Annotated in this window: 25 protein-coding genes; 10 read left to right on the top strand and 15 right to left on the bottom strand. The window is 59.2% G+C overall.

Translation table 11 applies throughout. From position 1 onward, the window contains the following. Nucleotides 1-3 precede the first annotated feature (3 nt). The 4 genes from AB4N44_RS16640 (at nucleotide 4) to AB4N44_RS16625 (ending at nucleotide 2958) form a co-directional block, all read left to right on the top strand. Nucleotides 4-549: a hypothetical protein gene (locus AB4N44_RS16640; protein WP_150749852.1), complete on the top strand. Its 546-nt coding sequence runs from the start codon at nucleotides 4-6 to the stop codon at nucleotides 547-549. Further along, on the top strand, nucleotides 536-1384 hold the full coding sequence (locus AB4N44_RS16635; protein ID WP_150749851.1) for a tetratricopeptide repeat protein: 849 nt from the start codon (nucleotides 536-538) through the stop codon (nucleotides 1382-1384). The genes AB4N44_RS16640 and AB4N44_RS16635 overlap by 14 nt, the downstream gene beginning before the upstream one ends. A gap of 2 nt (nucleotides 1385-1386) precedes the next feature. Further along, nucleotides 1387-2460: a tetratricopeptide repeat protein gene (locus AB4N44_RS16630; protein ID WP_150775932.1), complete on the top strand. Its 1074-nt coding sequence runs from the start codon at nucleotides 1387-1389 to the stop codon at nucleotides 2458-2460. Nucleotides 2461-2526: 66 nt separating this feature from the next. Continuing rightward, a complete protein-coding gene (locus tag AB4N44_RS16625) occupies nucleotides 2527-2958 on the top strand; it encodes a hypothetical protein (protein WP_150749850.1) in 432 nt (143 codons plus the stop codon). Nucleotides 2959-3015: 57 nt separating this feature from the next. Here the strand turns inward: AB4N44_RS16625 and AB4N44_RS16620 are convergent, their stop codons facing one another. Then, on the bottom strand, nucleotides 3016-3387 hold the full coding sequence (locus AB4N44_RS16620) for a DUF6124 family protein (RefSeq protein WP_038359293.1): 372 nt from the start codon (nucleotides 3385-3387) through the stop codon (nucleotides 3016-3018). 584 nt (nucleotides 3388-3971) lie between these two features. Here AB4N44_RS16620 and AB4N44_RS16615 point away from each other — a divergent pair. Next, a complete protein-coding gene (locus AB4N44_RS16615; protein WP_016985803.1) occupies nucleotides 3972-4355 on the top strand; it encodes a helicase in 384 nt (127 codons plus the stop codon). A gap of 150 nt (nucleotides 4356-4505) precedes the next feature. On the opposite strand, the gene AB4N44_RS16610 is transcribed toward AB4N44_RS16615, so the two are convergent. From AB4N44_RS16610 to exbB, 6 genes are all read right to left on the bottom strand, one after another. Beyond that, nucleotides 4506-5906, bottom strand: coding sequence for an aminoacyl-tRNA deacylase and HDOD domain-containing protein (locus AB4N44_RS16610; protein WP_016985804.1), 1401 nt, complete (start codon nucleotides 5904-5906; stop codon nucleotides 4506-4508). Nucleotides 5907-5985: 79 nt separating this feature from the next. Next, the gene (recG, locus tag AB4N44_RS16605) at nucleotides 5986-8061 is read right to left on the bottom strand and encodes an ATP-dependent DNA helicase RecG (RefSeq protein WP_150749849.1); all 2076 of its coding nucleotides are present in this window, start codon (nucleotides 8059-8061) and stop codon (nucleotides 5986-5988) included. Nucleotides 8062-8070: 9 nt separating this feature from the next. Then, entirely contained in the window at nucleotides 8071-9000 is a 930-nt protein-coding gene (locus AB4N44_RS16600; protein ID WP_007920331.1) for a hydrogen peroxide-inducible genes activator, read from the bottom strand. A gap of 277 nt (nucleotides 9001-9277) precedes the next feature. Further along, nucleotides 9278-10024, bottom strand: coding sequence for a TonB family protein (locus AB4N44_RS16595; RefSeq protein WP_127930238.1), 747 nt, complete (start codon nucleotides 10022-10024; stop codon nucleotides 9278-9280). Next, a complete protein-coding gene (gene exbD, locus AB4N44_RS16590; protein WP_007920333.1) occupies nucleotides 10021-10449 on the bottom strand; it encodes a TonB system transport protein ExbD in 429 nt (142 codons plus the stop codon). Before exbD ends, AB4N44_RS16595 begins: the two co-directional genes overlap by 4 nt. Nucleotides 10450-10455: 6 nt before the next feature. Then, the gene (gene exbB / locus AB4N44_RS16585; protein ID WP_460108404.1) at nucleotides 10456-11409 is read right to left on the bottom strand and encodes a tonB-system energizer ExbB; all 954 of its coding nucleotides are present in this window, start codon (nucleotides 11407-11409) and stop codon (nucleotides 10456-10458) included. A 187-nt stretch (nucleotides 11410-11596) separates the two neighbouring features. Between exbB and AB4N44_RS16580 the strand changes: the two genes are divergently transcribed. Then, complete coding sequence (locus AB4N44_RS16580; RefSeq protein ID WP_150749848.1) at nucleotides 11597-12454, top strand: SDR family oxidoreductase; 858 nt, start codon at nucleotides 11597-11599, stop codon at nucleotides 12452-12454. 139 nt (nucleotides 12455-12593) lie between these two features. Here the strand turns inward: AB4N44_RS16580 and AB4N44_RS16575 are convergent, their stop codons facing one another. The 6 genes from AB4N44_RS16575 to AB4N44_RS16550 form a co-directional block, all read right to left on the bottom strand. Then, the gene (locus AB4N44_RS16575) at nucleotides 12594-13334 is read right to left on the bottom strand and encodes a hypothetical protein (RefSeq protein ID WP_150749847.1); all 741 of its coding nucleotides are present in this window, start codon (nucleotides 13332-13334) and stop codon (nucleotides 12594-12596) included. A 67-nt stretch (nucleotides 13335-13401) separates the two neighbouring features. Then, nucleotides 13402-13782 carry a RidA family protein gene (locus tag AB4N44_RS16570; protein WP_003229509.1) on the bottom strand — a complete coding sequence of 127 codons (381 nt, stop codon included), beginning with the start codon at nucleotides 13780-13782 and terminating at the stop codon, nucleotides 13402-13404. A 24-nt stretch (nucleotides 13783-13806) separates the two neighbouring features. Beyond that, on the bottom strand, nucleotides 13807-15912 hold the full coding sequence (gene spoT, locus AB4N44_RS16565; protein WP_007920338.1) for a bifunctional GTP diphosphokinase/guanosine-3',5'-bis pyrophosphate 3'-pyrophosphohydrolase: 2106 nt from the start codon (nucleotides 15910-15912) through the stop codon (nucleotides 13807-13809). A gap of 57 nt (nucleotides 15913-15969) precedes the next feature. Next, nucleotides 15970-16233, bottom strand: a complete 264-nt coding sequence (gene rpoZ, locus AB4N44_RS16560) for a DNA-directed RNA polymerase subunit omega (RefSeq protein ID WP_127930233.1) — start codon at nucleotides 16231-16233, stop codon at nucleotides 15970-15972. Between the two features lie 167 nt (nucleotides 16234-16400). Continuing rightward, nucleotides 16401-17021, bottom strand: coding sequence for a guanylate kinase (gmk, locus tag AB4N44_RS16555; RefSeq protein ID WP_007920339.1), 621 nt, complete (start codon nucleotides 17019-17021; stop codon nucleotides 16401-16403). Between the two features lie 12 nt (nucleotides 17022-17033). Beyond that, nucleotides 17034-17897, bottom strand: a complete 864-nt coding sequence (locus AB4N44_RS16550) for a YicC/YloC family endoribonuclease (RefSeq protein WP_460108408.1) — start codon at nucleotides 17895-17897, stop codon at nucleotides 17034-17036. 268 nt (nucleotides 17898-18165) lie between these two features. On the opposite strand from AB4N44_RS16550, the gene rph reads away from it, so the two are divergent. The 3 genes from rph to gltS all read left to right on the top strand — a co-directional run bounded on the left by rph (nucleotide 18166) and on the right by gltS (nucleotide 20854). Further along, a complete protein-coding gene (gene rph, locus AB4N44_RS16545; protein WP_016985814.1) occupies nucleotides 18166-18888 on the top strand; it encodes a ribonuclease PH in 723 nt (240 codons plus the stop codon). A gap of 28 nt (nucleotides 18889-18916) precedes the next feature. Beyond that, nucleotides 18917-19285, top strand: a complete 369-nt coding sequence (locus AB4N44_RS16540) for a DUF4870 domain-containing protein (protein ID WP_007920344.1) — start codon at nucleotides 18917-18919, stop codon at nucleotides 19283-19285. A 357-nt stretch (nucleotides 19286-19642) separates the two neighbouring features. Beyond that, nucleotides 19643-20854 (top strand): sodium/glutamate symporter, encoded by a 1212-nt coding sequence (gene gltS, locus AB4N44_RS16535; protein WP_127930231.1) that lies wholly within the window; start codon nucleotides 19643-19645, stop codon nucleotides 20852-20854. A gap of 79 nt (nucleotides 20855-20933) precedes the next feature. On the opposite strand, the gene AB4N44_RS16530 is transcribed toward gltS, so the two are convergent. Then, complete coding sequence (locus AB4N44_RS16530; RefSeq protein ID WP_007920349.1) at nucleotides 20934-21713, bottom strand: exodeoxyribonuclease III; 780 nt, start codon at nucleotides 21711-21713, stop codon at nucleotides 20934-20936. A gap of 82 nt (nucleotides 21714-21795) precedes the next feature. Between AB4N44_RS16530 and pyrE the strand changes: the two genes are divergently transcribed. After that, nucleotides 21796-22440 carry an orotate phosphoribosyltransferase gene (pyrE, locus tag AB4N44_RS16525; protein WP_008078597.1) on the top strand — a complete coding sequence of 215 codons (645 nt, stop codon included), beginning with the start codon at nucleotides 21796-21798 and terminating at the stop codon, nucleotides 22438-22440. Nucleotides 22441-22607: 167 nt separating this feature from the next. On the opposite strand, the gene argB is transcribed toward pyrE, so the two are convergent. Further along, nucleotides 22608-23513 carry an acetylglutamate kinase gene (gene argB / locus AB4N44_RS16520; RefSeq protein WP_007954443.1) on the bottom strand — a complete coding sequence of 302 codons (906 nt, stop codon included), beginning with the start codon at nucleotides 23511-23513 and terminating at the stop codon, nucleotides 22608-22610. Nucleotides 23514-23516 lie beyond the last annotated feature (3 nt).

Below are 23516 nucleotides of genomic sequence, written 5' to 3'. Positions count from 1 at the left end.
TGGATGATCCGTCTTCTCGCGGGCAGCCTTTCGCTGCTGCTCTCTCTGCCAGCCTTCGCCGCGCCTTCGGACGCCTTTACCCAGCGCGATATCATGCAGTGTGGCGGTGTTGAAGTGGTGTTGGTTTCGTCCTGCCGATCCGTGACAGTGCAGGACACGGAAACCCACGTCATCCCGGTCTGCTCCGACCAGACCATCAACATCGGTAGCAAGGTGCTTCGACGCGATATCAGCAAAGTTTCACAACTCACTTCCGACGGTGCGAAGACGAAGATGTTGAGCAATGTTGTTGTGGCGATGGATTGCGTGGATGGCGCCAAGGGCAGCCTTGTTTCGATAGGCGGATATGGCGGTTGTGGTGCCTGCGCGGAGTGGCACGGGTATTACTCGACAGCAGGGCGATTGGAGCAATACAGCTTCGATAATAACCAGCGCTCTTTTGGCTCGAAGGGATCTCGGGAAGAGCTGATCAAGGCCTATGGCGTTACGAAGAGACAGCTAATGTCAGAAAGCCCAGCGGTGAAAAGGATCGTCTATGGCCAGCCTTAAGTGGGTGTTGATGATCGGCGGTTTGTTCAGCGCTACCAATGTCTTTGCCGTTGACCCGCCAATAGTGGGAGCCGCCGGAAACACAGTGACGTTCCAGGCAAAAAAATGGACATCACCCGTCGTGGAATCTACCACTGCCTGGTTCACCGCGAATGGAAAAACGTTCCCGTTGTTTCATGCCGGCATTGGTGCCCAGGCTTATCCTGAATGGCTCAGCCCTGACAAAAAATTTCTACTGGCGACTGCGGTGGAGTACGGCGTAGTCATAGGTGAGGGCGGTGAGGAAATAGCGACATCACAAGGGCATTGCGATGTGATCTCGATGGAAACCGGTTGCGTGCTTGCTGAGAGTTACGAGCGGTTTTGTGAGGGAAAATGGGTAGGCAAGCAATGGGTTTCCGAAGAGGGCGGGGTGCTCAATCCTGTCTTGGAGACTAAGTCACCCAAGGACCTGCTGAAAAATGCTTCGAGTATCCAGCCTGCGCAGTCCCGAGCAGAGTCCATCGAATGGAGCCTGAGCTTTTTAAGCCCGGAATCCTACATGGCGTGTCATCCCCCGGCGCAAAATGTTCAGACTTACAACGACCTCGGTTTCTACTTGGCCGAGGGCGGCAACGATGAGTTGGCGTTGAAGTTTTATCGAGGCGTTGAAGCAGTCGGCAAACGCACGGTGCTGATGCTGAACATGGCTGATTCGCTGTGGCGACTTGATCGGCAAGAAGAAGCGCAGCGTTATTACCGCGAGTACGGCGAAGCGATGACTGCTGCTGGTAAAGCGCAGAAAATTCCGCAACGAGTCGTTGAGCGATCTGAAATTCAGGGACTGAGACAGTGAATATGTTCTTCCGCTTTATCGTGTTGAGCCTTGGGCTGCTAACCACTTCATACGCACTCGCTGCCCCACAAGTCCTGAAAGAAATTCCGGCTAGCTTGCTGGGTGATGTATCACGGCAAAAGGTGTTTGTGCTGGCGGGTGATGCGGACGAAGTTTCTAACCGATTGTTGATTGCGCCGGAACAAGCACGTAACGAGGACATATTGCTCGATACGTCGAAGGCGCTGCCTCTGATCAAGAGTCAGTACTCGTCTGCGCTTCAGGGTGTCTTCAGCGTCCATGTACTCAAAGGTCGCCCTGGCGTCATGACTGTCATTGATCCGCAGGCTGAGGAAGCTGTGGTAAAGCAGCCGTTCGTTGAGGCTGGGGATTACATCGCGCTGGTAACCAGCGAGGAAGATAACGCGGTTTACAACTTCAACCTGTTGTTCGCCTTCAACAGAGGTTCAAAGCAGTTTGAGCTGAAAGCTCTGCTGGAAGTGGCGAACAACGACTCCTGTGACCGGTCGCTTGTCAGCGTAGTGGAGTTGCCGGTGCAGACGTTGGGCCCAATCACCCTGGCCTCTTTCGATGGGCGTGAGGCGCTGCAGAAGCTGCAGGTTGCTCGTACTGGCAGTATTAAGGGCGTGAGAAAGAAATTGATGACCGTCGATTCGGCTGATTTGCTGGATATGGCGCTGGCAGCCTACCGAAAGGGTGATGACTCTTCCTTCAAGGATACGATGAGCTACGCGTTGATGGGCGGCGGCTCGCATGACACTTGTCCCCCGGATAGCTATATCGCCGCAAAGTACTACTACCCGCAGCGTCCCGGCTGGTCCAACGACCTCGGTTTTCTGCTCGGCGAGGCGGGTTACTACGCTGAGTCGATTGAGTTGCTCAATGCAGTGATTGCCAACCACCCAAACAGGACGGTTGCTTACCTGAATCTCGCTGACAGTTATTGGGCCGTGAACGATAAAGAGCGGGCGGTGGCGGCGTACAAGCAATACGCATCGCGAATGTCTGAAGCGGGAAAAGCTTCGAAAATCCCGGCGAGGGTGGGGGAGCGCAGCGCTGTGGCGCCCGAGGCGTGACAAGAGCTCGTTGAGTTGCTGTAACTGTGTGTTCTGTACCCATGAACCGCTAAAGGAATATTCGGTTTGAAATTTTCGTCTGCATTGTTTTCCGCGTTGCTCGTTTTCGTTCCTCTGGCGGCGCATAGCGAGGTCACGACCGAGGTTTTTTGCTTCCGCTCCTACGAAGGCAAACCCATAAATTTTGAATTCAGAACCTATTACGACTCTGTCGCCAAGTGGAGCGGTGCTGGCGTCAAGTACAGCAAGTCGAAGAAGGCCATCACTCTGGTTCATCGCAATACTGAACAAGAGGAATTGGTCTATGGCCGGCCCTACCAGTACACGACAACTTGGGTTGAAGTGGTTGATGGTGCGCTGACAGGTGAGTATCAGATGGTCACTCAGGGTGGCCGGGTTGATGCGATGTCGTATACGAATTACAAATCCGCAAAGAAGTATTCGTTTGAAAACGATTACAACGTGGATTCGAAACCTGAAACAGGTTGCCAATGGTGAAGCAGGGAATATTCAGAAAGGGGACTTAACGTCCCCTTTTTTCATCCACAGACTTCGCTACGACTTGGCCGCCACGCTTCGCACTTCAATCTGGTCGAGCGTCCCTTCCACCATCAATCTCACGCCGTCCGCCATTCTGCTCAGGGCCAGTGCAACCGAGCGTCGGGAGCCGTGGAGGTCGTCGGCGAGGTCGCAGGCGATGACGCTGATAGACAGGAGGTCTTCGGAGGCGTTGGCCATGAGGGCTTCGGCGTCGGTGCCGGGGGAGAGTTTGAAGAGGCCGTTCTCGCGCTTGGGGTGTGGATCGACGGCTGGTTTGAAATGGTGGTCGAGGGCGCGTTCGGCGGCTTCGTGGAATTTCTTTGATTCCAGGGTTTCGTAGGGCGAAACGTCTGGGTTTTCTGGGGGATTGGGTGTTGGTTTGATCATTCGGTCTTACTCCAGTTTAAGGAGCCGACACCGTTTCGCTCGCACTTCGAAAGTGGTGGCAGCTGTGCATAGGTGTGCAAGACCGGTGGAGTAACCCGGCAGACCCGAAGGCCTCCCATACACAGCCGCCATAACGATCCGCGAGCATAGGAAAACGCTCGGCGAATTGCCATAACCAATGTGTACTCCGACCGGACTTGCACGTCCGTATCGCCAATCTGCGGCGACACACAGAGCCTATCGATAGCCAGCCAACTCGCCTAGTTCATGGACAGCACCGCACTTTGCAGGAAATTTCCCATAGATTCGCGGGCCGGAAGATCAAAAGATCGCTGGCTTCGCCAGCTCCTACAGGGATGTGTTTCAACAGGTGTAGGAAAGGTGAGTGGTGAGACGCGGAGCGTCTCGGGATGCATTCCCACGCGGAGCGGGGGAACGATCAGTGGGCGAGCGCTGAATCGTGACTTGGCGGTCATCGTGCGGGGAATAGTCAGCATCCTCTTCCAACAGCGGCAGATACTGGCGTTATCGTCCGAATCCCTTACACTGCCCCGGCCGTTCATTTTCCTTTTGAGGCTGTGCGCATGAAATTTCGTTTTCTTCTTTGGATGATGGGTTTGTTGATGGGTAAGGCCAGCCGGACAAATCCTGCGTTCCAGCAGCAGTTGGGTGACAAGGATCTGGTGTTTCAGTTGCAGACGCTGGACGGGAAAGTGGCGCGGCATTTCGTGGTCAAGGATCAGCGCATCACCAGCAAGTCTGGCGTGGTGGCAGAGCCGGCGTTTGCGATTGCGTTTAAAGATGCCGGTTATGGCTTTGCGACAATGCAGGCGAAGAACAAGCAGTTGGCGTTTATGCAGGGGATTCAGGACAAGTCGATCCAGCTCAAGGGCAACCCGGCGCTGGTGATGTGGTTTCAAGGGTTGATGAAGTATTTGGTGCCGAGGAAGGCTAAGCCTAAGGCTTGAGCCTTTGGTGACGCGGAGCGTCACGGGATGCATTCCCACGCGGAGCGTGGGAATGATCAGGGGCGGTCTGGTAGACCGAGTTGGATTCTTCGCGAGCAGGCTCGCTCCCACAGGGATTTTGGTGATCCTTGGGGAGCGGGCCTGTTTTGTTTAGGCCTGGCTGAACTGCGAGGCCAGTTCGCGCAGCAGCACTTCAGCCTCAAGCACTTTGCTGACAACGTCGTTGGCTTTGTCGCGGGTCAGGCCCACACGTTCAAGCAGCGCGTCGGGGATGTCTTCATCCGGCCCAGAGCCAATCCCGCGGCTGCGCAACAGGCGCACGGCCAGGCAGACGAGGTTCGGGTATTCGGCGTAGGCGCCGTCGTAGCTTGGGTCGTGCTGGAAGCGCAGGGCGGTGGCCAGTTCGTCGGGCATGTCCCAGTAGCGCATCAGCCATGAGCCGATCTGTTCGCGGCTGATACCGAGCAGGTGTTGCTCGATGTAGCTGTGGCACAGGTGCGGGTTGACCTCTAGGTGGCGGCAGATCAGTGAGAAGTGCGGCGGGAACACGTGGGCCAGCAGCAGGTAACCGAAGTTGTGCAGCAGACCGGCCAGATACGTCAGGCCGGCTTCCGGGCGCTGGGCGCGCGGCATGGCGCGGGTCAGGCCTTCGATGACGGCGGCGGTGTAGATCGATTGCTGCCAGTACGGCGTGGTGTGTTGCGGGTGGTCTTTGGGCAGGCTCAGGGTCTTGCCGAGGGCCAGGCCCAGCGCAAGGTTGATCACCAGATCGAAGCCGAGTACGCGGACGATCGCGTCTTCCACCGAACGAATCTTGCCCGGCGAGGCGTAGTACGGCGACGCCGCCCAGCTCACCACTTGCGCGGCCAGCGCCGGGTCGGTTTCAACGACGCCAGTGATGTCGTCGATGGTGGCGTTGGGGTCAACGCGCAGCTTGATGATTTTTTGCGCAGTCTCGGCCAGCGGCGGAATCTCGATGGTCGCTTCCAGACGCTGCTGGATGCGCCGCGCGGTGAACGCTTGCACGGCCTGGGTGATTTCCTCGCGGTCATCGTCCGGGCGGTCGAGGTTCGGGCGGATGCTGCTCAGGGCTTCGCCGAAGTTGGCGGCGCTGGCCTTGGTCAGCATGGTCTTGAAGTCTTCGCTGGCGATTTCCAGCAGCAGGCCTGGCTCGCCGGAGTTGATCAGCAACTTCGGCTCACGCAGCAGGCTTTCTTCGTAGAGGCACGGCGAACTGGTCAGCGCTGGCAGGCCCGGCAGCAGGCTCAGGCTGTGCTTGCCGAGCATCTTTTCCAGACGCTCGGTGGACACGGCAGTCAGACGCCGGCCAGTCAGTTCGGCGAGGCGATTGAGATCCAGCAATTGGCTCTGCGGAAACAGCACCATCAGCGCGCCGACGGCGTCGTCCAGCAACACGGCTTGTACCTTGCGCGAGGCATTGAGGCCGTGGTGGTCGAGCACTTCTTCGTAGGCGATGCCCAACTTGCCTAGCAGCAGCCGAATGACAGACGGCGCGTGCGGGGATTCGGGGGCGAGAGCGGCTTCGGTCATGGTCTGTATCCGTTTTTGAAACAATGGCAGGAGTATAACCAGCTTGGTCGGAACGATCTGTCAGAAACTGCGACGGTGCTCACACTTGGCCGTATTGCTGCCCGTGACGCAACCAGCGATCGAGTAATGGGCTGACGTGGGTTGGCCAGCGTTCCAGCAAGGCTTGCGCGGCGTCGCGGACGGCGGGCAATAAGTCGGCGTCGCGCATCAGGTCGGCGACTTTGAATTGCAGCAGGCCAGTCTGACGGGTGCCGAGCATTTCGCCGGGGCCGCGCAGCTCGAGGTCTTTTTCGGCGATGACGAAACCGTCGTTGGTCTCGCGCATGATGCCCAGGCGCTGACGACCGATCTGCGACAGCGGCGGATGGTAGAGCAGCACGCAATGGCTGGCGGCGCTGCCCCGGCCAACGCGGCCGCGCAATTGGTGCAGTTGCGCGAGACCGAGGCGCTCGGGGTTTTCGATGATCATCAGGCTGGCGTTGGGCACGTCGACGCCGACTTCGATCACCGTGGTGGCGACTAGCAGTTGCAGGTTGCCGGCCTTGAATTCGGCCATGACGGCGGCCTTCTCGACGGGTTTCATGCGCCCGTGAATCAGCCCGACTTTCAGTTCGCCGAGGGCTAGAGTGAGGTCTTCGAAGGTGGTTTCGGCGGCCTGACAGGTCAGCTCTTCCGACTCTTCGATCAAAGTGCAGACCCAATAGGCCTGACGGCCTTCGGCGCAGGCGCCGCGCACCCGTTCGATGACTTCGACGCGGCGGGTATCGGTGACCAGCACGGTGTTGACCGGGGTTCGACCGGGCGGCAGTTCGTCGAGGATCGAGGTGTCGAGGTCGGCGTAGGCGCTCATCGCCAGAGTGCGTGGAATCGGCGTGGCGGTCATGATCAGTTGATGCGGGCACATGCGCCCGCCGACGCCTTTCTGCCGCAGCGCCAGACGCTGCTGCACGCCAAAGCGGTGCTGTTCGTCGATGATCACCAGGGCCAGATTCTTGAACTGCACTTCGTCCTGAAACAGCGCGTGAGTGCCGACCACCATTGGCGTGCCGCTGGCAATCTGCTCCAGCGCGGCGACGCGGTTCTTGCCCTTGAGCTTGCCGGCCAGCCACGCGACGTCGATGCCCAGCGGTTCGAGCCAGCGCTTGAAGGTGATGAAATGCTGTTCGGCGAGAATCTCGGTCGGCGCCATCAGTGCGACTTGGTAACCGGCCTCCAGCGCCTGTAATGCAGCGAGAGCCGCGACCACGGTTTTGCCCGCGCCGACGTCGCCCTGAATCAACCGCAGCATCGGTTCGTGCTGGCTGAGGTCGTAGGCGATTTCATTGCCAACCCGCTGTTGCGCGCCGGTCGGATTGAAGCCGAGGTTGGCCAGATATTTCGGCGGCAGTTTTTTCGCTTTCGGCATCGCTGGCGCGCGCAACGAACGCATGCTTTCGCGCAGACGTTGCTGTGAAAGTTGGTGCGTCAGCAGTTCTTCGAAGGCGAGGCGATGCTGCGCCCAGTGATGGCCGAGGGCGAGTTCGTCGACGTCGGCATCGGCGGGCGGGTTGTGCAGGTAGCGGATCGCATCGGCCAGCGGCGCCAGTTGGTAGTCGCGGGCAAGTTCGGTGGGCAGCCAGTCGGGCAGGGTGTCTGGCTTGAGCATCGTCAGCGTCTGCAGACACAACTGGCGCAGACGCGCCTGGGTCAGGCCTTCGGTGAGCGGGTAGACCGGGGTCAGGGTTTCATCGACTGGCGGCGGTTCGTCACCGGTGATCGCGCGGTATTCCGGGTGGTAGATTTCCAGTCCAGACGCGCCGGGCCGGGCTTCGCCGTAGCAGCGCACCCGCGTGCCGCGCTTGAGGCCTTCTTTCTGCGCGTTGCTGAAATGGTAGAAGCGCAGACTTAGGCCGCCGGTGCCATCCTGCAAGCGCACGACGAGGCTACGCCGGCGGCCCATGACCACGTCAGCGCCGCTGACGGTGCCTTCGACCACGGCGTCCTGCCCCGGTCGCAGTGCACCGATCGGCACCACGCGGGTGCGATCCTGATAGCGCAGCGGCAGGTGAAACAGCACGTCCTGCAGATTCTCCAGGCCGACCTTGGCCAATTTCTCGGCCATGGCTTCGCCGACACCCTTGAGTGCCGTCACCGACACTTGCGACAACTCCGTCATGACGCTCGCTTAACCGGCCGTAACCGGTGCCGCTGGCTTGGCCACCGAACACAGGCGAATGGAGTCGGCGAGAATCTCGATGGCTTTCGGCCGTGGGAAACTCGCGCGCCAGGCAATGGCCACGGTGCGGAACGGCACTGGCGGCGACAGTGGCCGCACTTCGATCACGCCCGGGGCGTAGTGATGGCTGTCGACCGCCGACAACGGCAGGATCGAGATGCCCAGACCGGACGCAACCATGTGCCGGATGGTTTCCAGCGAGCTGGATTCGACGGTGGTGTGCTTGGCGCCGTCGTTGCCCTTGGTCAGGGTAGGGCAGGCTTCCAGCACTTGATCGCGGAAGCAGTGGCCTTCGCCGAGCAGCAGCAGGCTCTTGTCGTTGAGCAGGCCAGCGTCGATGGTTTCTTTTTGCGTCCACGGGTGCTGGGCCGGCATCAACACGTAGAACGGCTCATCGTACAGCGGCAGGGTCAGCACGTCGGCTTCGTTGAACGGCAGGGCGATGATGATCGCGTCGAGCTCGCCGTTGCGCAGTTTGTCGCGCAGCACGTGGGTGAAGTTTTCTTCGATGTACAACGGCATCTGCGGGGCGACCCGGTGCAGTTGCGGAATCAGATGCGGGAACAGGTAAGGACCGACGGTGTAGATCGCGCCGACTTTCAGCGGCGCGGTCAGCTGGTTCTTGCCGGCCTGGGCCAGTTCACGGATGCCTTGCGCTTGTTCGAGGACTTTCTGCGCCTGGGCGACGATGCCTTCGCCGACCGGGGTCAGGCGCACGGCACTTTTGCTGCGCTCGAAAATCAGCACACCGAGTTCGTCTTCAAGCTTTTTCACGCCCACCGACAGGGTCGGCTGGCTGACGTGGCAACGTTCGGCGGCGTGGCCGAAATGCTGCTCTTGGGCGAGGGTAACGATGTAGCGTAATTCTGTGAGGGTCATAGCAAGCGTCCATGAAGATGCGGGCCAAGCATACCGGCTGCAATCGATAGACGCACGTTATCAGACTGAGTGTGGAATGCGACACCGGGCAATGTCGGTTTGCCGCGGGCAGATACGCAAAAGGCACCTTTCGGTGCCTTTATTTCGATCTAACGTTCAACGCGTAACCACTGTGGGAGCGAGCCTGCTCGCGAAAGCGGTGGGTCAGACAAGCATGTGCTGACTGACACGACCTCTTCGCGAGCAGGCTCGCTCCCACAGGGTATTGCGGTGTTGCTTAGCGGCGGCGTTCGAGCGAGTAAACAAACGGCGCAACAATTTCAATCGAGCCATTGTTCAGCATGTCGGCCGGTGGCTTGGGCAGCGGTTGTGCGCGGCGGATCATTTCCAGGGTTGCCCGGTCCAGATCAGCGTTGCCCGAGCGGCCCACCAGTTCAAACGACAACACATTACCTTCGGCATCCACCACGAAACGCAGACGGTTCAAGCCTTCCTTGCCCCGCGCCTGAGCACTTTGCGGGTACTTCTTGTACTTGGCCAAATGCGCGAGCAGGGTGCCCTGCCAACTGGCCTTGGCGGCCAACTGTGCCGGCGACGGACCCGGCGCAGGCTGGGCGGATTTCTCCGTCGGTGCCTGAGTCGGTTGAGTGTCGGCCGGTTTCTCCTCGGAAGGTTTTTCCTTCGGTGGATCCGGCAGCTTCTTCTCGACCGGCTTCGGCGGTTTCGGCTTTGGCTTCGGCTTGGGTTTCTGCACCGCGATTTCAGCTTTCGGTGCTTCGGCCAGCTTCGGAATCGGCAACTCTTCAACCGGAGCCGGTGGCTGCGGCGGTGTGACGACTTTCGGCGGAGCAGGCGGTGGCGGGGCCGGAACCGGGGCCAGCTCGACCATCATTGCCTGTGGGGGCAATTCGATGGGCGGGCGGGCGGTCCAGTTCAGCGCCAGCGCGATGGCCAGCGCGTGAACGCCCAGCACCACGGCCAGGCTACCGCTGTAACGCGTCAGCTTATGGCGCGTCGTGATCATTTCTTGGCTGCCGTCTCAAGTCCGACCAGACCGACCTTCAGGTAACCGGCGGAGCGCAGCTTGTCCATCACGCTCATGAGGTCGCCGTAATCCACGCCTTTGTCGGCCTGGAAGAAGATGGTGGTGTCTTTCTTGCCCTGAGTCTTGGCGTCGAGCACGGCGCCAAGGGTTTCGGCTTTCACTTCATCGTCGCCGATGTACAGGCGCTGGTCAGCCTTGACGCTGAGGAACACCGGTTTCTCTGGCCGCGGCGCCGGTTTGGCGGTCGAGGCAGGCAGGTCGACTTTGATGTCTACGGTGGCCAATGGCGCGGCCACCATGAAGATGATCAACAGCACCAGCATCACGTCGATGAACGGCGTGACGTTGATTTCGTGGTTCTCGGCCAGATCGTCGTCTGCGCCTTCTTTCAAATGCAGGCCCATGGCCGATTACCCCACTTTCACCATGTGCGGTTGCGAGCTGCGCTCAGGCTGGTGGTCGAGGTCGCGGCTGACCAGCAGCAGCACTTCTGCCGAGGCGTCGGAAACCTGCGCCTTGTAACCGGCGATGGAGCGGGCGAAGACGTTGTAGATCACTACCGCAGGAATCGCCGCAACCAGACCCAATGCAGTGGCCAGCAGCGCTTCAGCAATGCCGGGCGCGACGACAGCAAGGTTGGTGGTCTGGGTTTTGGCGATGCCGATGAAGGAATTCATGATGCCCCACACGGTGCCGAACAGACCCACGAACGGCGCGGTGGAACCGATGGTGGCGAGGACGCCGGTGCCGCTGCTCATGTTGCGACCGCAGGCGGCAACCAGACGCTCGAGGCGGAAGCTCACGCGTTCCTTGATGCCTTCTTTCTCGCGGCTGTTGACCGATAGGCGCATCTCTTCGAGCGCGTCGTGCACCAGCAGGTTGGCGAGGGTGCCTTCCTTGCCGGCAGTGGCGCTGGCTTCTTTCAGGGTGGTGGCTTTCTTCAGGGCGGCGATTTCGCCACGCAGACGACGCTTGGCGCCCATCAGCTCGAAGCCTTTGGCGATCCAGATGGTCCAGGTGATGATGGAAGCGATGGCCAGACCGATCATCACGATTTTCACGATGATGTCGGCGTTCTGGTACATGCCCCACGGCGACAGGTCGTGGGCCATGCCCAGGCTGTTGTCGGCTTCGAGAACTTCAGGAGCGTCGGCAGCGTCAACCGCTTGCACCGGATCGGTAGCGGCCGGGGCAGCCGGAGCGGCGGCTGGTGCGCTTTGCTCGGTGGCGGCTGGCGTTGCAGGTGCCTGGGCGTCGGCGAAAGCGGCAGTCGGCGCCAGCATCAGGCTGAGCAGCAGAGCCGCCACTGCGCTCCAGGCGCGAGGTCGATTGGTTGGCGAAGCGGAGGTTTGATTACGTGTCATGCTGGCCGGACCTGAGATAGAAAACGGTGATGCTCTACCAGGCCTCGTAAGGCCGAGAACAAAAGTGGCGTGCATTATTGCAAGTAATTCTTGTTAACAAAAGTAATAGAGTATCTTTTTTTCTTGCATTGCTAGCCGTTCGTCCTTTGCCAGCGCTAGTCTGTGCCTTTGCGATAGGAGTTTTTTGATGTCCGCGCCTTCTGTTTTGATTGCCGGTTGTGGTGATGTCGGCAGTCGTCTGGCCAAGCAATTGCTGGCGGCTGGCTGGGAAGTTCATGGCCTGCGCCGGGATGTTTCGAAGCTGCCTGCTGGGGTGATCGGCGTTGCCGGCGACCTGTTCAACGAAGACTGCCCGGCCACCTGGCCGGTGGGGGCGGTGGACTATCTGGTGTATTGCGCTGCGGCCACCGATCACGATGAAGCCGGTTATCGCGCGGCTTATGTGCAGGGTTTGCAGAATGTGCTGAGCTGGCTGGATGACTATGGGCAGGTGCCTGAGCGGCTGATTTTCGTTTCCAGCAGCAGTGTGTATGGGCAGCAGGAGGGTGAGTGGGTCGATGAGAACTCAGAGACCATCGCTGCCGGTTATTCCGGGCGATTGATGCTGGAGGCTGAGCAGGTCGCGCTTAAGAGTGGCATTCCTGCGAGCATTCTGCGTTTGACCGGGATCTACGGGCCGGGCCGCGAATGGCTGCTGACTCAAGTGCGTCGCGGTTATCGCGTGGCGGTCGAACCTCCGTTGTACGGCAACCGGATTCATGCTGACGACGCGGCCGGGTTGCTGGCATTCCTGTTGGAGAAGGCTCGGCAGGGCGTGAAGCTGGAGGATTTCTACATCGGTGTCGACGATGCACCGGCGCCATTGGCCGAGGTGGTGGGCTGGTTGCGTGAGTATCTGGGTGTTACCGAATGGTCGGAAGACGCCAGCGTTCGGCGCACTGGTAGCAAACGCTGCAGCAATGGCCGGGCGAAAGCGTTGGGCTGGACGCCAACGTACCCAAGCTACCGTGAGGGCTACGCCGCGATCCTCGAAGGTAAATGCTGACTTCCTGACACCCCAAAACAACTGTAGGAGTGAGCCTGCTCGCGATAGCGGTCTAACATTCAACACGTATGCTGACTGTTAGACCGCTATCGCGAGCAGGCTCACTCCTACAGGGGATATCTGCGAATTCAGGAGCGGGTTACTGCTTCTCCAGCAACCACTTGCGCTCACCCGGCGTGTACTGCGGCATTTCATCTGCCAGCGCGGTGTTCACGGCCTGGAAAATCTCCAGTTCCTTGCCCTTGCGCGCAAAGATGTAGGCATTGCCCTGACCGTTGAGTTGCAGCCACATATTGTCGTTGGTGCTGCTCATCGACGCGCAATCACCTGCCAAGCACAGGGCATAACGGTCGGCGCCCGGCAAACCGGACACCTGGCCATCAGCCTGGAACTGCACGGTGCTGCCTTCGCCCTGACCACTGGCGATTTTCCAGCTGCCGCCCATGTAGGCCGAATACAGTGCACGTTCGAAACTGGCGCCGATCGGCGCACCTTCCGGCACCGGAATCTGTGCACGGTCGAACACCTGCTCGGGTTCGTTCTCGCTGGCGGCTTGCTGCAGTTGCCCGCCGTCGCGTTTCAGCTCACTGGCGGAGCTGCCATAGAAGTCGACTTTCCAGGCGCCGGATTTTTCACCCAGCAGCCGTCCTTCGACGTTCTCAAAACCGTTGGTGTAGCGGGCCTGACCGGCCTTGGTGTTGACGTCCCACTCAAGGTTCGGGCCATAGGCCTGAAGCGCTTCGCGCAGGGGGCCGCCCTTGGCTGCGGCATCGATCGCCACCTGGTTGATCCAGGTGCCGCTGATGTCACGGTCGGCAGGGTTGCTGGCGCAGCCGCCGAGGAAAATGGCGAACAGCGGGAGAGCTAGCGCTTTGCGCATGGTGGAATCCTTTCAAAACCTTTTCTTGCAGCAGTCGGCGCGGCGGTTGAAGGCCGCGCCGTGCGCATCACTCGATGACCAGAATGGCATCCATTTCAACCTGCGAACCCTTTGGCAGGGCAGCCACGCCGATGGCGGCGCGGGCCGGGTATGGCTGGTCGAAGTACTTGCCCATGATCTCGTTGACCTTGGCGAAGTGGCTCAGGTCGGTGAGGAAGATGTTCAGTTTGACGATGTCCTTGAACGAACCGCCAGCGGCTTCGGCCACGGCTTTGAGGTTCTCGAACACCTGGACGGTCTGGGCTTCGAAGCCTTCAACCAGTTCCATGGTTTTTGGGTCCAGAGGAATCTGACCCGACATGTAAACAGTGTTACCTGCCTTGATCGCCTGGGAGTAAGTGCCGATGGCGGCCGGGGCCTTGTCGCTGGTGATAACGGTCTTGGTCATGTATGACTCCTTGTAATGGTTGAGTTATGCACGCATGCGGGTGATGCGGATCACCCCGGTCAAAGCGCGCAGCTTCTTGATCACGCGGGCCAGGTGCACACGGTCGTGGACGCTGACCACCAACTGGACCACGCTGATGCGACCATCGCGTTCGTCCATGCTGATTTTCTCGATATTGCCGTCGGCAGCGTTGACGCTGCTGGCGAGCAGGGCGATCAGGCCGCGCTGGTGTTCCAGCTCGACGCGCAGTTCGACGTTGAATTCGCCGGTGACATCCTTGGCCCACGAGAGCTGGATGCATTTTTCCGGGTTGTGCCTGATTTCGCTGATGTTGCGGCAGTTGTCCAGGTGCACGACCATGCCTTTGCCCGCCGACAGGTGCCCGACGATCGGGTCGCCCGGGATCGGCGTGCAGCACTTGGCGTAGCTGAGCACCAGACCTTCGGTGCCGCGAATCGCCAGCGGACCTTCAGGGCTTGGCAGTTGTTCGCCTTCGCCAAGCAGGCGGCGGGCGACCACATAGGCCATGCGATTACCCAGGCCAATGTCTTCGAGCAAGTCTTCGATCAGTTCGAGGCGGTACTCGGTGAGCATGGCTTTGACGCGTTCGGCCGGGATCTTCTCCAGCGAACTGTCGAAACCATTGAGAACCTTGTTCAGCAGGCGTTCGCCGAGGCTGATGGATTCAGAACGGCGTTGCAGTTTCAGCGCATGACGGATGTGCGTGCGCGCCTTGCCGGTGACCACGAAATTGAGCCACGCCGGGTTTGGCCGTGCGCCGGGAGCACTGACGATCTCGACCGTGGAACCGCTTTGCAGCGGCTCGGACAGCGGTGCGAGTCGACGGTTGATCCGGCAGGCAATGCAGCTGTTGCCGACATCGGTGTGGACCGCGTAGGCAAAGTCGACCGCCGTGGAGCCTTTCGGCAGCTCCATGATCCGGCCTTTCGGCGTGAACACGTAGACTTCGTCCGGGAACAGGTCGATCTTCACGCTCTCGATGAATTCCAGCGAGTTGCCGGCGCGTTGCTGCATTTCCAGCACGCCTTTGACCCACTGACGGGCGCGGGCGTGAGTGCCTTTCGGCTGCTCGTCACCACTGGACTTGTACAGCCAATGGGCAGCGATGCCGTTGTTGGCCATCTCTTCCATTTCGCGGGTACGGATCTGGATCTCGATCGGTACGCCGTGCATGCCGAACAGCGTGGTGTGCAGCGACTGATAGCCGTTGGCCTTGGGGATCGCGATGTAATCCTTGAAGCGCCCTGGCAGCGGTTTGTACAAATTATGTACAGCGCCTAGCACGCGGTAGCAGGTATCGACCTTGTCGACGATGATCCGGAACGCGTAGACGTCCATGATCTCGTTGAAGGCCCGACGCTTGCCGCGCATTTTCTTGTAGATGCCGTAGAGGTGTTTCTGGCGCCCGCTGACTTCACCCTGGATGCCGTCGATCGCGAGGCAATGGCCAAGGGATTCTTCAATCTTGTTGACGATTTCCTTGCGGTTGCCCCGGGCGCGCTTGACGGCCTGGTAGATCCGCGCGGAGCGCATCGGGTGCATCGCCTTGAAGCCGAGGTCTTCGAATTCGATGCGGATCGCATGCATGCCCAGCCGGTTGGCGATGGGCGCGTAGATTTCGAGGGTTTCCTTGGCGATCCGGCGGCGTTTTTCGCCAGACAGCACTTCCAGTGTGCGCATGTTGTGCAGGCGGTCAGCGAGTTTGACCAGGATCACGCGAATGTCGCGCGCCATGGCCATGGCCATTTTCTGGAAGTTTTCGGCCTGGGCTTCGGCCTTGGTCTCGAAATTCATCTGGGTCAGTTTGCTGACCCCGTCGACCAGTTCGGCCACGGTTTCACCGAACTGCGCTTGCAGCGCTTCCTTGGCGATACCGGTGTCTTCGATCACGTCATGCAGCATCGCAGCCATCAGGCTCTGATGGTCCATGTGCATGTCGGCAAGAATATTGGCCACGGCAAGAGGATGCGTGACATACGCCTCGCCACTGCGACGGCGTTGACCGTCATGGGCTTGTTCGGCGTAGAAATACGCTCGGCGGACCAGGTTGACCTGGTCGTTGCCGAGGTAGGTCGATAAGCGATCGGCGAGGGCGTCTATGCTCGGCATGATGATTCCTGCCGTAAGCTGTGATCCCGCGCCGTGCTACGTCGACCAGGCATAGGCTTAGACGGCCTCGTTGGACTCGTCCTCGAACGCTGCGAACAGCGGCTCTTCCTGGACGATTTCCTGCTCGGCGATGAACTCGTAGCTCATCAGGCCTTCAGCGATTTCACGCAGGGCGACAACAGTCGGCTTGTCGTTTTCCCACTGGACCAGTGGCTCTTTGCCGCCGGTGGCCAGTTGACGGGCACGCTTGGTAGAGAGCATGACCAGCTCAAAGCGGTTTTCCACGTGTTCTAGGCAGTCTTCAACGGTTACGCGGGCCATGGTATTCCTCGGAGCGAATGCAATATGCGCGCTGCCCGGTTGGGCGAGCGGACTCAACAGTTTAAAAAATCACCAGCGATTAGGGAAGCGCTGATTTTTTGACCAAGCCCTTCAACGCGCTGCAAGCACCAATGTAAAGCGCTTGCAGCGGTTTTGGGAAGTGCTGATTATCCGAGCAATTCGGCCAGCAATTTGCCGAAACGTACTTGCTGGCGTTTCTGTTGCAGCTGATTGGCGCGGAAAATCGCCTTCAGATCGTCCAGTGCGTGAGCAAAATCGTCGTTGATGATCAGGTAGTCGTACTCGACATAGTGACTCATCTCGTTGACCGCTTCGCGCATCCGGCCGTCGATGATCTCGTCGCTGTCCTGACCGCGGTTGGTCAGGCGTTGGTGCAGGGCCTGAAGCGACGGCGGCAGGATAAAGATCGAGCGTGCCTGCGGCATCAGCTTGCGCACTTGCTCGGCGCCTTGCCAGTCGATTTCAAGAATCAGGTCGTGACCTTCGTCCAGCGTCTGCTGCAGGCGGCTTTGCGAGGTGCCGTAGAAGTTGCCGAAGACTTCGGCGCGTTCGAGGAAGTCGCCGTGCTCGCCCATTTTCACGAACTCTTCGCGGGTCACGAAGTGATAGTTCACGCCGTCCACTTCACCCGGGCGCATGGCGCGGGTGGTGTGGGAAACCGAAACGCGAATTTCCGGTATGGCATCGGTCAAAGCCTTGACCAGACTGCTCTTGCCCGCGCCCGATGGCGCGGAAATGATGTACAGGGTGCCGGTGCTGTGGGTCATGTCGGGGTTGCCTTACTCAATATTCTGCACTTGTTCGCGCATCTGCTCGATCAACACTTTGAGGTTGACGGCCGCCTGGGTGCTGCGCGGATCGAAGGCCTTGGAGCCCAGTGTGTTGGCTTCGCGGTTGAGTTCCTGCATCAGGAAGTCGAGGCGGCGTCCGGCCGCACCACCGGACTTCAGTACCCGGCGCACTTCGATGATGTGGGTGCTCAGGCGATCCAGTTCTTCGGCCACGTCGCTCTTTTGCGCGAGCATGACCATTTCCTGTTCGAGGCGCTGTGGATCCAGTTCGGCCTTCATGTCGGTGAAGCGATCGAGGACCTTCTGGCGCTGAGTGGCGAGCATTTGCGGCACCAGTTCACGCAGGGTCACGACGTCTTCTTCGATAGAGGTCAGGCGCTCGTTGATCAAGCGTGCCAGCTCCGCGCCTTCGCGCTCGCGGCCGGCCTTCAACTCTTTCAAGCCTTGATTGAACAGGGCGAGTGCGTCGGCGTTCAGTGCCTGCGGGTCGCTCGCATCGCCGACCAGTACGCCGGGCCAGGCCAGCACCTCAAGCGGATTCAGTGCGGCAGGATTCTTGATCAGGCCGGCAACGGTCTCGGCCGCAGCGACCAACTGCGCGGCGCGCTCGCGATCGACTTGCAGCGCTTTGCCGGTGCTTTCTTCGGTGTAACGCAGGGTGCATTCCAGTTTGCCTCGCGACAGACCTTGACGCAGCGCTTCACGCACCGCGCCTTCGAGGTCGCGAAACGACTCCGGCAAACGCAGGTGCGGTTCAAGGTAGCGGCTGTTGACCGAGCGCAGTTCCCAGCTCAGGGTGCCCTGGGCGCCGGCTTTTTCGACGCGGGCGAAGGCGGTCATGCTGTGCACCATGGCGGTGACCTCGCAATGCAGATCGGCGCAGCAGATGTTCCGCAGGCTCGATATCAATGAATTTAAGCCGACTGGCAGCAAAGGCGCAGGATTGTAGCGCAGTGCGGCGAATGCGCCCAAACACACGGTGTGACAAAGGGCTGCAGCCCGTCGGTAATGGGTGTTTCAAGGGCTTCAGTCGTCGTCCCGATTTTTTAGCGAGTGCCCAGGGGCGGTGCAGCGCTCTATAATGCTCGGCAGTTTTCCGTCCTCAGTACAGGTATCTCCTATGAAACGTCCAAGTGGTCGCGCTGCCGATCAGCTCCGCTCGATCCGCATTACCCGCAACTACACCAAGCACGCCGAAGGTTCGGTGCTGGTCGAATTCGGTGATACCAAAGTCATCTGCACCGTCAGCGTCGAAAACGGCGTGCCGCGCTTCCTCAAAGGCCAGGGCCAGGGTTGGCTGACCGCCGAGTACGGCATGCTGCCGCGCGCCACTGGCGAGCGTAACCAGCGTGAAGCGAGCCGTGGCAAGCAGGGCGGTCGCACTCTGGAAATCCAGCGCCTGATTGGCCGTTCCCTGCGCGCTGCGCTGGACATGTCCAAGCTGGGTGATGTCACCCTGTATGTCGACTGCGATGTGATCCAGGCTGACGGCGGTACTCGTACCGCTTCCATTACCGGTGCCATGGTTGCACTGGTTGACGCGTTGAAAGTGATCAAGAAGCGCGGCGGCCTCAAAGGCGGCGATCCGCTCAAGCAAATGATCGGTGCCGTGTCGGTTGGCATGTATCAGGGCGAAGCCGTGCTGGATCTGGACTATCTTGAAGATTCCGCCGCCGAGACTGACCTCAACGTGGTGATGACCAGCACCGGTGGTTTCATCGAAGTACAGGGCACTGCCGAAGGCGCGCCGTTCCAGCCGGAAGACTTGAACGCCATGCTGGAGCTGGCCAAGCAGGGCATGAACGAAATCTTCGAACTGCAAAAGGCTGCACTGGCCGACTGAGCAGGTGCATAACCGCAAGGAGGACACGATGAGTGACGAGCAAGAGTTGCTGCCCAAACCGAGCCAGGAGGTTCGCCAGTGGGCGATGTTTTGTCACTTGTCCGCCTTGCTGGGGATCTGGATTCCGTTCGGCAATCTGATCGGACCATTGATCCTTTGGCAGATGAAGCGCGAGACAGATCCGTTCATCGATGCGCAGGGCAAGGAGGCGTTGAATTTTCAGATCACCGTCGCCATCGCCTCGTTGATTTGCTTCCTGCTGATGGTGCTGATCATCGGGTTCTTCCTGCTGGGGATACTGGCGATCGGCGCGCTGGTTTTGACGATCATCGCCGGTGTGAAAGCCAATGAAGGTTTTCCTTACCGATATCCGTTTACCTGGCGACTGATCAAATAACAAGCTCGAAAAGTTTAAAATCAATGCCCTGACCTGTCAGGGTATTTTTATTTATGCAACTAAATTAGTCTCTACTATATGTAGGAATAATCTGACTGCGATGACTGGTCGATACTCTTTCCGTATATACACTTTTGGTCACAACTGTATTGGCTTAGTTTGGATTCATGGCCTTGGAATCAAAGGCGACGATTGTTAAAGTTGGCCGAATAATATTTCTCCTGAAATATTAAGATATATTCAAGCCATCGAAGGCTTTTGAATTTCCGAGTAATCAGTGTTGAGACAATCAGCCGGTTCATGAGGCGCGTGCAGGTAAACAGCTCGCCTCTGAATATATAGCCAAGAATAATCCCAATGATTCAGCTCGATTTTTACGGAACACTTGTGGCCGCCTCGTTAGTGCTTCTGCTAGGGCGCGGGCTCGTTATGCGTGTTGGTTTCATGCGCAGTTACAATATCCCCGAGCCTGTCGCGGGTGGCTTGGTAGTTGCCTTGCTTTTATTGCTGCTGCGAATGTTCGATATTGAAATTCGTTTCGATACTTCCCTGCAGACACCTTTGATGCTTGCCTTTTTTGCCACCATTGGTCTGAGCGCAGACTTTGCCAGCCTGAAGAAAGGCGGCCGCATAGTTGGGGTATTTCTCCTGGCGGTCACCGGGCTGTTGGTGGTGCAGAATGCCATGGGTATCGGCTTGGCAAAAATGCTCGGGCTTGATCCATTGATGGGGCTGCTGACCGGTTCGATCACTCTGGCGGGCGGTCATGGCACCGGTGCTGCGTGGGGTACGGTATTCAGCGAGAAGTACGGTCTGGCGTCTGCGTCGGAACTGGCGATGGCATCCGCGACGTTTGGCCTGGTGCTGGGTGGTCTGATCGGCGGACCAGTCGCGCGCTTGCTCATCAAGCGAGTGCAACTGCCCGGTTGTCAGAGTCAGGATGCGCCGCCGCGGTTGCCAAAAGGCTTCGAGCAACCAAACAAAGAACGCTCGATTACGCCGTTTTCGTTTATAGAAACACTCGCCCTGATCGCGGTCAGTTTGCTGGCGGGCAATCTGTTGAACGGTCTGCTGCAGGGGACCGCATTCGAGTTGCCAACGTTTGTTTGTGTCCTGTTTGTAGGCGTGGTGTTGCGCAACGGGCTCTCGGCGCTGGGCCTGTATCAGGTGTTCGAGCGTGAAGTGTCGGTGCTGGGTAATGTCAGCTTGTCGCTGTTTCTGGCGATTGCCCTGATGTCGCTCAAGTTGTGGGATCTGGCCGCACTGGCGTTGCCGATTTTCATCATTCTGGCTGTACAGGCGCTGGTCATGGCGTTGTTCGCGATTTTCGTGACGTTCCGGATGATGGGGCGCAACTACGACGCGGCCGTGCTGGCTGCGGGGCATTGCGGTTTTGGCCTGGGCGCCACGCCGACTGCCATTGCCAACATGCAGGCCGTGACACAGCGCTACGGTCCCTCGCAGATCGCGTTTCTGGTGGTGCCGATGGTCGGGGCGTTCTTCATCGACATCATTAATGTCATCGTCATCAAGCTGTATCTGGCTTTGCCGTTCTTCGCAGCTGTCTGAATTCGAGCCTGCCTGGACGTGACGCATAAAAAATGCCCGTATCTTGCGATACGGGCATTTTTTAACTGCGAAACGACGCTTAGATGGTCAGCGTCCAGTCGTAGTCGACGATCAGTGGCGCGTGCTGCGAGAACCGTGGCTGACGTGGCAGGCGTGCGCTGCGCACGAAGCGTCGCAGGCCCGGGGTCAGGATCTGGTAATCGAAACGCCAGCCCAGATTGAGCATCTCGGCCTGTTCGTTATCCGGCCACCAGCTGTACTGGTCGCCTTCACGGCTGACTTCGCGCAGGGCATCGACATAACCCATGTTGCCGACAATCTCGTCCATCCAGGCGCGTTCTGGCGCCAGGAAGCCCGGGGATTGCTGGCTGTCGCGCCAGTTCTTGATGTCGAGCTTCTGCTGCGCCACGTACAGCGAGCCACAATAAATGTACTCGCGACGTTTACGCCGCTGTTTGTCCAGGTACTTGCCGAAGTCGTCCATGAGCTTGAACTTCTGGTTCAAGTCCTCATCGCCGTTCATCCCCGAAGGAAGCAGCAAGGTGGCAATACTGACTTTGTCGAAATCTGCTTGCAGGTAGCGCCCGTAGCGGTCGGCCGTCTCGAAACCGAGACCGCTGATGACAGCCTTCGGTTGCAACCGCGAATACAAAGCCACGCCGCCTTGGGCAGGGACTTCAGCATCGCAGGCATAAAGGAAGTAGCCATCCAGTTGGAAGGCTGGGTCATCCAGTTCAAAGGCGGAGGCACGGGTGTCCTGCAGGCAGATGACGTCGGCATTCTGTGCTTGCAGCCAACTGAGCAAACCACGCTCGACTGCAGCCTGAATACCATTGACGTTCACACTGATGATCCGCATAAATGGCCCCAAAAATCGCGTGCGTGTATGATACACGGCGTCAAGCTAATTAGCTAAATCCGTGGTATTTGGGGTTTTTTTCATGCAAGCGTATCAGCGCGATTTCATTCGTTTTGCCATCGATCGCGGCGTTTTGCGCTTCGGTGAGTTCACCCTGAAGTCCGGGCGCACCAGTCCTTACTTCTTCAACGCCGGCCTGTTCAACTCGGGTTCGGCCTTGGCGCAGCTGGGGCGTTTCTACGCTGCAGCCATTGCCGAAAGCGGCATTCCCTTCGACGTTCTGTTTGGCCCGGCCTACAAAGGCATTCCGTTGGCGGCGACCACTGCCGTCGCGCTGGCCGAGCATCACGACCGTGACCTGCCGTGGTGCTTCAACCGCAAGGAAGCCAAGGCCCACGGTGAAGGCGGCAGCCTCGTTGGCGCCCCGCTGACTGGGGACGTGCTGATCATTGATGACGTAATCACTGCGGGTACGGCAATCCGCGAAGTGATGCAGATCATCGCTTCCCAGGACGGCGCCAAGGCCGCTGGCGTGCTGATCGCGCTGAACCGTCAGGAGCGTGGCAACGGTGAGTTGTCGGCGATCCAGGAAGTCGAGCGTGATTTTGGCATTCCGGTGATCAGCATTGTTTCGTTGAATCAGGTGCTGGAGTTCTTGGCTGACGATCCGCAGCTCAAGCAGCACTTGCCAGCGGTGGAAGCCTATCGCGCCCAGTTCGGCGTTTAACCGCAGAGCACTGTGGGAGCGAGCCTGCTCGCGAAGAGGCCTTCACATTCAACATTGATGTGATGCAGAGACCGCTTTCGCGAGCAGGCTCGCTCCCACAGCGAATGCGGTGAAAAAAAGACCCCGCTCAGCCAGGCTGAGCGGGGTCTTTTTGTTTGCGCTAAAGCTTAAGGACGCTTGCGATTGCTGATCAGCGTGCCCACACCGGTGTCGGTGAAGATTTCCAGCAGGATCGCGTTCGGCACGCGACCGTCGATGATCAGCGAGCTGCCCACGCCGCCCTGAACCGCTTCCAGCGCGCAACGGATCTTCGGCAGCATGCCGCCGTAGATGGTGCCGTCGGCGATCAGATCATCGACCTGCTGCGTGCTGAGACCGGTCAACACCGTGCCCGACTTGTCCATCAGGCCGGCGATGTTGGTCAGCAGCATCAGCTTCTCGGCTTTCAGCGCCTCGGCGACTTTACCGGCCACCAGATCGGCGTTGATGTTGTACGACTCGCCGTTCTCACCCACACCAATCGGCGCGATGACCGGGATGAAGTTGCCTTTGACCAGCAGGTTAAGCAGCTCGGTGTTGATCCCGACGACTTCGCCGACGTGACCGATGTCGATGATTTCCGGCTGGGTCATCTCCGGGGTCTGGCGGGTCACGGTGAGCTTCTTCGCACGAATCAGCCCGGCGTCTTTACCGGTCAGGCCGATGGCGCTGCCGCCGTGGCGGTTGATCAGGTTGACGATGCTTTTGTTGACCTGACCGCCCAAGACCATTTCCACGACGTCCATGGTCGCCGCGTCGGTGACGCGCATGCCATCGACGAAGTGGCTTTCGATCGACAGGCGCTTGAGCAGATCACCGATCTGCGGGCCGCCGCCGTGCACGACCACCGGGTTGATGCCCACAGCTTTCATCAAGACGATGTCGCGGGCGAAGCCGGTTTTCAGCTCCTCGCTTTCCATCGCGTTGCCGCCGTATTTGATCACCAGGGTCTTGCCGACATAACGTCGGATGTAAGGCAGCGCTTCGGACAGGACCTTGGCAGTGTTGGCGGCGGCATCGCGTTCGAGGGTCATTCA

The sequence above is a fragment of the Pseudomonas sp. S3_C06 genome (assembly GCF_054667675.1).
The sequence above is the reverse complement of the archived record's forward strand: the minus strand, read 5'-3'. Positions and strand labels throughout refer to the sequence as shown.